Annotated in this window: 7 protein-coding genes and 1 pseudogene; 1 reads left to right on the plus strand and 7 read right to left on the minus strand. The window is 33.7% G+C overall.

Going from position 1 to position 10,129, the window contains the following annotated elements; translation table 11 throughout:
• Positions 1-193: 193 nt before the first annotated feature.
• From C240_RS11810 to C240_RS11840, 7 genes are all read right to left on the minus strand, one after another.
• Positions 194-997, minus strand: coding sequence for a WxL domain-containing protein (locus C240_RS11810; RefSeq protein ID WP_271495935.1), 804 nt, complete (start codon positions 995-997; stop codon positions 194-196).
• Positions 998-1,026: 29 nt separating this feature from the next.
• Positions 1,027-1,827 (minus strand): WxL domain-containing protein, encoded by an 801-nt coding sequence (locus C240_RS11815; RefSeq protein ID WP_271495937.1) that lies wholly within the window; start codon positions 1,825-1,827, stop codon positions 1,027-1,029.
• Positions 1,824-2,168, minus strand: coding sequence for an LPXTG cell wall anchor domain-containing protein (locus C240_RS11820; protein ID WP_271495939.1), 345 nt, complete (start codon positions 2,166-2,168; stop codon positions 1,824-1,826). Before C240_RS11820 ends, C240_RS11815 begins: the two co-directional genes overlap by 4 nt.
• Positions 2,169-2,190: 22 nt before the next feature.
• Positions 2,191-4,593: a hypothetical protein gene (locus C240_RS11825; RefSeq protein ID WP_271495940.1), complete on the minus strand. Its 2,403-nt coding sequence runs from the start codon at positions 4,591-4,593 to the stop codon at positions 2,191-2,193.
• Between the two features lie 134 nt (positions 4,594-4,727).
• Positions 4,728-6,062, minus strand: coding sequence for a pectate lyase-like adhesive domain-containing protein (locus C240_RS11830; protein ID WP_271495941.1), 1,335 nt, complete (start codon positions 6,060-6,062; stop codon positions 4,728-4,730).
• Between the two features lie 232 nt (positions 6,063-6,294).
• Positions 6,295-7,029, minus strand: coding sequence for a winged helix-turn-helix domain-containing protein (locus C240_RS11835; RefSeq protein ID WP_271495942.1), 735 nt, complete (start codon positions 7,027-7,029; stop codon positions 6,295-6,297).
• A gap of 363 nt (positions 7,030-7,392) precedes the next feature.
• Positions 7,393-8,508, minus strand: coding sequence for a tyrosine-type recombinase/integrase (locus C240_RS11840; RefSeq protein ID WP_271495943.1), 1,116 nt, complete (start codon positions 8,506-8,508; stop codon positions 7,393-7,395).
• A gap of 845 nt (positions 8,509-9,353) precedes the next feature.
• Between C240_RS11840 and C240_RS11845 the strand changes: the two are divergent.
• A pseudogene (locus tag C240_RS11845) lies at positions 9,354-10,129 on the plus strand (helix-turn-helix domain-containing protein); the annotation flags it as partial.

Below are 10,129 nucleotides of genomic sequence, written 5' to 3' on the forward strand. Positions count from 1 at the left end.
TTGAATTCGTAAAGTTTATCGAAATTTACTAAGCTATTGTATTCCTTTAAATAAATGGCGGGAGCAGAAACTGCTCCCGTAAAACTCCTATACTTTTCGCAACTTTAAGATATGAAAACATAGGTATTACTTCTTTGAGTAAAATACTTCTTTTCCCGCCTGAACTATCCTAATACTTACCGACTGAGCCGGATTATGGTAATGGTGTTTCCGCAAGCGTCCAAGTGATTTCAGCTACGTATTTACCGTTCATAATTTCTTGCGCTTGGTTTGAAGGAATATCTAATTTAACCGATTCTTCGGCTTTTTTAGCTGGATCATCAATGTCACCAAAGTAAACAGCGTAACGTCCACGACCTTTAGATCCTTGCGCTTCTTTACCGTCTGTATTTGTAAATACAGCTGCTGGTGTTGATTCATTTACTACAGCTGTCTTAATTCCTGTAGAACCTGGTTTTAATGATTCATTTTCTTTATCAGCAACCAAGATCGGGTTACCATAAGTAATTTCAGCACCAGTAATATTTCTCACTTTACCTTTTGCTGTATCATTAAATTGGAAATTTTTAGTGATTTTAGCTGTTAGTTCATACGTATGGTCATCTGTTTGACGATCATCTTTAAATTGAACCCAGTTTGCACGTGATGGTACGTGGTCAGCTGCTGTTGTTGGGTTAGCAGTAGTTGGTTTTGCCCATGAAGCCACTGAACCAGTAGTTGCTGCTTGTGAATTAAATACTAGTTTAGACATACCCTGTACTAAAAATTCTCCATCTAACAATGCTGTGCTATCAGTATCTCTTGTTGATTGGCTATCTGTGTTAGGCGGTACAACACCTGACGTATCATATGTTTCATACGTTTTACTTGTGAATTCAATCTCACCTTCTCCAACCCCTGGTTTATTTGGATCTGCTGCTTTTGTTGCTGGTCCAGTTGCTGCTACTGCCAAGGCTGCTAGTAAAGCTGTACCAGCTAATTTGTGTGTCAATTTCATTTGTATTTCCTCCTAATTTATGTGTGTATTTATGGCAACTCGGCTAATATCCAAGTTAACACCGTTGAATAAGCACCTGCTACTTTTTCTGTCTCTTTAGGAACAGTTAAGGTAATCGCTTGATTACTATAGACAGGTTTCTTAAAGATCGGATCTTCAATTGTTTTACCAGAAGAATCCTTTCTTAGTTCCAATGAATTTGGTCGATTATTTTTATTATCTTTTGATGCACCAAATATGATACTCCAAGTCCCAGAGCCTTTTTCATCTTGGGATTGTGCCAAGTTATAGGTGTCTCCAATGTTACTCATATGAATAATCTCTTTAGAAACAGTTGGAGATAAAGAAGTATCTTTTGTTGAATTTGTCCAAGCTTGATCGAAAGAAATAACAGCTCCTTTTAATTCAGCACCGATTTTTGTCACATGTTTAAATTGTTCTTCTTGTCTAACTTGTAACGTCCATCCAGAAGAATTATCTCTATAATCTGAAACTTGGATAAAATTACCTCTTGGACTTGTTTCATCATGAAATAATTGTGCGTTAATTGGGTATACAGCAGCTTCTTCAGTTATTTTCACTGTGCTGAAATTTAGTTTTGGAACAAAATCGATTCGTAAATCTCCATCTGTTTGAGGCGTTTCTCCCGGATCGACTTCATTAACAGGATTTTCTGGATCACGAATGATTGAAACGTCTTCTTTGAACCGTTGCAAATCTATCTCAGCTCCAGATTTACGAGACGTTTCTGCATACACTTGTTCCATTTGTACAGAAAAAAAGAGAACAGTACCAAGAAAAGCTGTAATAATTAACATTGTTCTTTTCATTGATTTTGTCCATCCTTTCCTTCATCTTTTTGTTTGCGCTTAAACAGATAGAAACATACTGCTAAAACAATCACAGCTAATCCGCTAATTGATAAACTTTTGAGAACTAATTCCCCTGTAGATGGAAATTTACCCCCAGCATTTTTGATTTCTTCGTCATTTGATGACGAACTACTTGTTCCAGAACTTTGAACTGTACTTTCATCAGAAAAGACAATCTCTCCATTCGTCTGAACAGCAGCTTCTGCTCCATGAGTCAATACTGGTTTTATAGTGAAGAAACTACCTATAAAAACAAGGGAAAGTATAACAATACTTGTTTGCACTTTCTTTAACATCATTTGTCTTTCTCTCCTTCAATTTTTAAGGTGTCTCTCCAACTGTAAATTCAATTTTTGCTTGATATTTCCCAAGCTTTTTGACAGCATCTCCTGAAACATCCAGCTTAAAACCTTTTCCGTCTGGTTTCCAAGTGCTACTTACGTTGAATTCTTCACTTGCAGTATGCGTATCAGCTAACAATTCCTGTGCATTATTCAAAATAAAAGACTTTTCTGTATCCGACCCATCGTTGTACCGTAAAATATTTGGAATGACTTTTTTTGATCCATCTGTAGTATCAGTAAGCGTAAATTCCTGAGTCACTTTTGCTTGTAATGTCCACTTTTGTTTCGATGCTCTCGTATCTGTTACAATCAACTCTTTATCAAGAACTGCCTCATTTACTCGAATTGCTTTATAACTAACTTCTTCAATCCCAAAATTCAGAATTGTTGGTGTTGAAGATAAAAATAGCCTACCTTCAAACTCATATTCCACAGTGTTTCCACTTGCAGAAAGTTCAAATTCTTCAACAGGATTATTGGTTTGTTCATAACCAGCATTTTTAATTACTTCAATAGTATCTGTCACCTGTTTAATATTCTTCAAATTAATTGGATCACCGATCATTTGAGTTGAGTCAACGTAGTCCGGATATTTACTCGTTAAATAATTTCCGTTGATTTTATATTTCACACGTAACTCGGCACTTGTAGGGACAATCTTGACATTCACTTGTATATCTTTCGTTACATTTTTTGCTGTTGTTAATGTCAGCGTTAGTACAACATCACCAATGGCTGAAGTCTCTGGTAAGGGCTGCTTGTAGCTAACTTTTACTGGTTTATCTAATGGATTATCTGTATCTACTCTGATATTGTCTAAAAATGATGTTCCAGGATCTTGATAATCAGTCGTAAAATTTGTTCCTAGTGGGACTTTGATGTTTTGTTTAGAATCTGCATCAGGTAATCCTTCGTACAAGACTTTAGCTTTCGTCTGATCATCTGTTGTGATGATTTCTGCATTCAAATCACCAGAAAAACGATTAAGATAAGTGTAATGAGTGGTTGTATTAGCCCCACCTAACTCATAAATCATATGAGCATCATCTTTTCCGCCCATTTGATAGTTGTGTACATCCTTGTCGAATTTAAATCTAGTATTTGGTTTTGCTTCTATTTTGATATCTAAGACTGAACCATTAAATTCACTTGATGCAGGATTTTTCACTGTTAAAATCACTTTGCTGGAATTAGCCGGGGCCAGAGCAATACTAAATAATCCTGTCTTATCAACCGTATCTCCCGTTCCATATTCGTATATTTTAATTTTACTCAAGTCAATATCATATTGACTTGGAACAGTTGTTTCTATTGAAAAAGTTGTATTTCTATTTTCAAGCTTATTATCTGCAACAGTTTGCAGAATCGAATATTTGATTCTGCCATAATCAGCTTCTGTATGCACAGCACTATTCTTTTCAGCAAAAATAATTGGTTTAGCAGGTGCTATTCTGGCTAGCGACTCTGTGCTATACATAATTCCCATTGCACCTACAGTCGTACCTCCACTTCCGTTGCTATATCTTTTTTCTAATGACGTAGCAAAAGACTGACTTTCAAAAAGTTGAGTTAACCTGCTGGCTGGTGAATTAACTGTTGTTCCACTACCAAAAAGTTCCAAATAATTTGGTTTGTTACTATCTTTGTATCCAATCCAAGTAGAATCTAAAACAAACATTTTACTAAAATCATTGTTAAAAGGCGTGGTTACAGCCTTAGCAATATTAATATTGTTGAAATTCCAAGTTCCTTTATAGTTTAGCTGAGCTTTTGTTTCGTTATCATAGAATTCGTAGTGGTAATGTGCATTATCCTCAAATGTATAAGTGTCATTGATTTTAGAAGCACTTCTTGTTGTACTTCCTAAAAATAAAAATGCTTCTCCCCATGTACTCGTGTTCGGAATAATCAAATCTGATGTAGAATTAATATCAGAAAAATCAACTGCTAGAAAATTAAAGTACGGAATATTTCCTCCGCCTTTATCAGCAAAATCCATGTCATCAATAATTAACTTCAGATCTACGCTTCTTCCGTTATACATCCCCACATTCCTGACCCACACACCTTTTTCAGTCGCGCTTGTACTTTTATGAAAACGATAGGCCTTAGATTTATGTGAAGCATATTCAATTGTCTCTGCTTCTCCAAAAGGCTCATATGAAGTAAATTGGGTTAATTTAAACATAGAACCATAATCTCCATCAATTTCAGATGTAGCTGAATTAGCTCCCGACACAACATTAATACCTTGGGCAGTTAAAATATCTGAATAGCTAGATGGAGGAGCAGCTTGAATTTTATTCTGATGACCATTATATAAAAAGAAAATACCACTGAGTAAAGTAATTAAAAGTAACACTACTCTAATTTTTTTCAATTTTTGTCACCCCCTATTTATAAAATAAGAACTAGTTATTACCCTCACTACTATTAGATTAAGTTTTAGGATTAGTACCTAAAACTTAATCTAATCAGTATATCCAAATCTTATTTAAACTAAACAAGAATCAATTATAAAATCCCACCTACTAATGAAAATTTTCCATAGTTTTCAAGTCGGAAGTTTGGTGAGATATCGCCAGTTGTTGCTAATGTGTTACTGTTACATATTTTTCCGAAATTTACTGTAAAGTTTCCACCGTCAAAATACACTGGAGCATAGGCATAGTCTCCGCCAGTTTGTGACCAGGTTGAAATTTCACTTACATCTGTAGCATTGATTGTTGTATTTGTTGCATAGAATAGTTTTGAATTTGGTTTTTTATTTGTTATTTCAAAATTACGAGGAGCATCTAGGTTAATCACTGCACCTTTATATTCGCTTTCAACAACTGCTTTAGTACTATTACCAGTAATGACTAATTCAGCATCATTCGCTACATTAACTTCTGATCCGTAATATTGAAGTTTCATCGTAGCGTAGTTTCCACCACCACGACCATTTAAATGAACAGAACTTCCAGTTGCTAAATTAAATGATGGTACTTTATTCACGTAATCAGCACGCGGAATGAATTGGAAAGCCACACCTGCGGCATCAACATCTAATGAAGCATTCGCCCCTACATCAACTTTTTGGACTTTATCATAAAATACTGGGTAGTAATAGTTAACATTACTTTGGGGTCCAATTTTTACATTGATTTTCGCATTGTCACCTATGATTGCTTCGCCAGTTGCTTTACCATTAATTAATGCACCATTGAAATAGAACGCTGAGAATTGACCATGGTCTTTATTTGCAGCGATTCCGTTATAAACAGTTCCCGGCAAGAATTCTAAGTCATGCACCCAAGCATTTTCAGCACGTGTGTTGATATTGTTATTTTTTCCTGCAAATGTTAATTTACCTTCACTTAGGTGTACAAAACGGGCACCTTGATACGTTACATCTTCAGCATAAACATCCCAACCATAGCTCGAAGGTCCATTTCCAGAACCACCTGTGAAGAAACGTCCGTCACTATCAGCACCAACAATATTTACATTCTTAATTGAAATAGTATTTTTTCCTTTAGTGTTTTGTTTACCATAGATAGAGTTATGTGCCGAATTAATCACAACACCTTTGTCTGCGTTACCATTAATTGTTAAATCACGATTTGGAATGTTTGTGATGTTTTTTCTAAATTGGATGTTTTGATTTACATTGATAACTGTAATTGCAGGGTTTTGTAATGCTGATTCAAATTCTGCAATTGTTGATACTTCTGCTGTTGTTTCTGCCGCATAGGCAACTATTATGTTACCTGAAATGGGTGTCGGTAAAGTTAATGCTACTACTCCTAGTGTTGCTGTTGCAGCTAATGCAAACAAACTTTTTCTCAGTACTTGTGTTTTTTTCAATTGTTTCTCCTCCTATAATATGTGCTTTGACGAAACTTGTTATTCTCCCCCCTTTCAAGAAATAACAAGGATTCACTTCTTCTCCCGTTTTTTCTACCCAGTTCCGTAAATGATCTTTTTGACTGAAATCAATTTTATATACACATCCCAACCTCCTATTTTTATCTAAAGTTTTACCACTCTAAACGTGTACATGTATACACTGTCTGATTCCCCAACTAGTTATTACTTGTTAATTCTGTTGTTTTATATTTAACATGTATCCTTTAGAACGAATTGTTTTGATATACTTTGGATGTTCAATGTCCATTTCAATTTTTTGTCTCAAATGGCAAACTAGATTAGAAACTCGATATTTGCGATTTTTATAAGTATCATTCCAAACGTTTTGATAGATTTCTTCGTATGTCATTGTTTTACATGCATGTTTATGTAAATATTCAATTGTGAGAAATTCTAATTTTGTCAGATTTACTTCTTTACCATTTTCTAAACAAACACTTAGATTTTGTGGAATCAATTGAAAAGCTTCAACACCTGTTGCAAGTGTAGTTCTTTTAGGATTTCCTTTTAATCTAGGCTGTTTGAAACGATTTATACAATTTCTAACTATCAAAATAGCTTCGTCTAGATCATCATCTTGATCAAGAATACCGTCAGCTCCCAATTGTAAATAAACAATTCTGCTAGTCTTACTAAGAACATCAGAAGGTGCTGAAATCCACAATGGGATATCTGATTGCTTCCGCACTTTCATAATCAATTCACAAATCCAGTTAATATCAGAAAAATCAACATCTTCCACAATTAATGTATCGATTTTATCTAACAAACAATCCTCCACTTCAAATAGTAGATTTATTTTTTCTTTTTCAATGGGACGAATTATGCATTGAAGTACATTAAAAGCTCTTTTTCTTTCTTCATCTAACTGACTGCTCAATGAAATATAACCAATCGTATACATCACTAATGACCTCCTCTCCAGCATTTTTTTTATTTTGGCTATTTACTCAACTATTTCAAGCCTATAATTTTTGAAAAAACTGGTTTGCGATTATAATAACTATATGTACACCCATATATGAACCAACTGATAAACACTGACGGTTTATCTTACGAAGCGGCATACAGCAACTTAAATTTCTTGAATGTATCAAGTATAAGAAAAAGTAACGATATCCTTTGATCTTATTCACAAGAAAAAATTGATTGACCATTTTATGACGGCTAAAAAAAGAATTTTGCAGTGAATATTAGTTAAATAGAACGCATTCCATAAAAAATAGCTATTTAAAACGAAAAAATCGTTTTAAATAGCTATTTTAGTTCAGGGCAAAGCTCCAAGTTTTTGGTCTAATAAAGATACTGCTTTCTTTCTATTCTCCCAAAGTGAATCTGTGTAAGTATCCAAGGTTAATTTGATAGAGGCATGTCCAAGTAATTTACTTAAACTAGCGATATCTATTCCTCTTTCAACACAACGTGTAGCAAAAGTATGTCTTAATGCATGAAAATGAATAGGTTTAATTCCAGCTTCTTGTACATTTTTCTTAAAGCGGTAGCTAATAACTCTAGGTTCTGCGTAACCGTGCTTACATGAGATCACATAATCAGATAAATGTTCTTTTTTTTTGCTTAACAAGTAACTTTTTAAATTTTCTGCTAATGGAAGTGAACGTTTTGAACTTTTTGTTTTCGGCTCAGCCATAATTATTTCAGTTTTTTTCTCTTCTGCCAGACTTGGTATTCTGTATAGCGTTCGCTTAATATAGATAATATCCTTATCGAAATCGATATCTTCCCATTTTAGTGCACTGATTTCTCCAATCCTTAATCCAGTATATAAAGCAAGTATAACAGCTGAACAAGCTTCTTCTTTTAGAGCTATTGTTTCTATTTTCTCCTGATCTGATAGGCTTAAAGCAGAGATTTCATTCACTTTTTTTGATGATATTGATAGACTTATGCTGGGATCTGCTAGGATATACTTCTCGATATGAGCCTTTTTTAAAGCACTTTTTAATACTGTCACAATGGAATGGGTAGTTGATGGAGATAAGTTGAGTTGAATTAAGTAGTTAACAAATTCTTCTATATCTTGATTTTTTAGTTTAGTCAATAATTTACTTCCAAGAAAAGGAATGATGTATTTATCAATACGCAAGCGATAACTAGTGTATGTTGATTGTTTTATCTTCTTTTTCATCACGATATTGAGCCAATGATTTAACCAATTTTCAACTGTTCCACTATATAAATTGACTGAATTATGTGTAAAGGAATATTGAACCTTTAATTCTGCTAATCTTTTTTTTACATGAGCATAACGTTTACCATAAATATAACCATATATAATCTTCCCGTGTTCATTTCGTGCTTTGATATATCTACCTTCCCATCTGCCGTCTTTCCTTTTATATATATTTTCACCTTTTCTACTCACTTGTAACATCCTTTCAAAAAAAATTGACGGCTTATTTGACGGCTTAAAAAATACAAACCTGTTTATTTCTCGTATATTCATGTAAGTCAAATAAGAATTATTAATAAAAAAGTAATGTTCTCAATCCAAATAGTTTTTTAGCTCTATAACAAAAAAGAAAATTACTAACTATTCTCATTTTTTTATATTTTTCGATAAAAACATGATAAAAAAATGAACTTTTTGTTATAGACTGCTTATCTCTTTTAGTATAGAATTAATTAGAAGTTGAATTTCTATTAGTTTTTTATATTTGTTGGGGTTAGAGTTTTCTTATACTTGATACATTCAAGAAATTTAATAACTAATCTAAGCTAATATCATTATATCAACATATACAGAAATTTCATCCTTTTTATAAAAAATATTTTTTCATTCTTTAAAATACATATCTGGAAAAAGATATTAATGATAGTTATTTAATAAAATGATTTCGTTCACAAACAAACGTGCCTCTTCCATTCATCTGTTCCTTTACTTATCTCCATTTATCAATTTCCATAAAGCTATTATATAATTGCTCTAAAAATACTTAATTTTATATTCTGCTACTTGATGTTAGATAATTTACTTTAATAATCACGATCATTGGACTAGCAAATGTTAGTACCATTTAGTGTTCTTATCTATGTATTTTTATAGAGGTTACTTAAATAGGTTAAAAAGGTATTCGTTTGACTGATTTCATCCGCTAATTTTTTTAGTATCCAATCATCTCTGAATGCTCACTAAAAAAACAGACAAGCATTTTGTACCGCCCCCCAAAAGTTAGACCAAAAATCTAACTAATGGAGGTCGGTATTTTTATGGCAAAATATAGTTTTGAATTCAAACTGAAAATCGTTCAAGAATATCTTGAAGGAAAAGGAGGACTATCGTATTTATCGAAGAAATATAGAGTGAAATTAAAAAAGCAGGTGGAAGATTGGCTCAATGCTTATCACGAGTTCGGTGAAGAAGGGCTTCTGCGAAAACGTCAAAACCAAAGTTACCCTGTTCAATTCAAGATGGATGCGATAGAGTTATATCAAACAACTGAGCTGTCCTATCGTGAAGTGGCGAATCATCTAGGGATAAATAATCCTGCATTAATCACCAACTGGATGAGAATCTTTCGTGCAGAAGGAATAGATGGGCTCTCAAAGACGAAAGGAGGTCCATCCATTTTGACTAAGAAAAAAGAAGAGAAGAAAACAAAGAAAGAAACACCTAAAGAACGCGATCGTATTAAGGAATTAGAAAAGCAAGTGCGTGCCCTTCAGATTGAAAATGCCTTTTTAAAAGAATTGAGGAAGCTGCGAAAACAGGAAGCCCAACAAAGACGAAAGAATCAATCGCACGAATCATCGACAGCCTCCGAGGATCCTTCAAACTAGTTGAGCTTCTTGAAACCTTGAAATTTCCTAAATCAACCTTTATGTATTGGCAAAAACGCTTTGATCGAGAAAATCCAGATCAAGAAATCGAAGAGGAAATGCTTAAAATAAGAAGACATCATAAGGATTATGGCTGTTTGCGTATGACAAAGGAGTTGGGAAATCGTGGGTTCCATGTAAATAAGAAGAAGGTTCAACGTTTGATT

It is taken from the genome of Enterococcus sp. 5H (assembly GCF_028128615.1).
In the GTDB taxonomy this organism is placed as follows: domain Bacteria; phylum Bacillota; class Bacilli; order Lactobacillales; family Enterococcaceae; genus Enterococcus_L.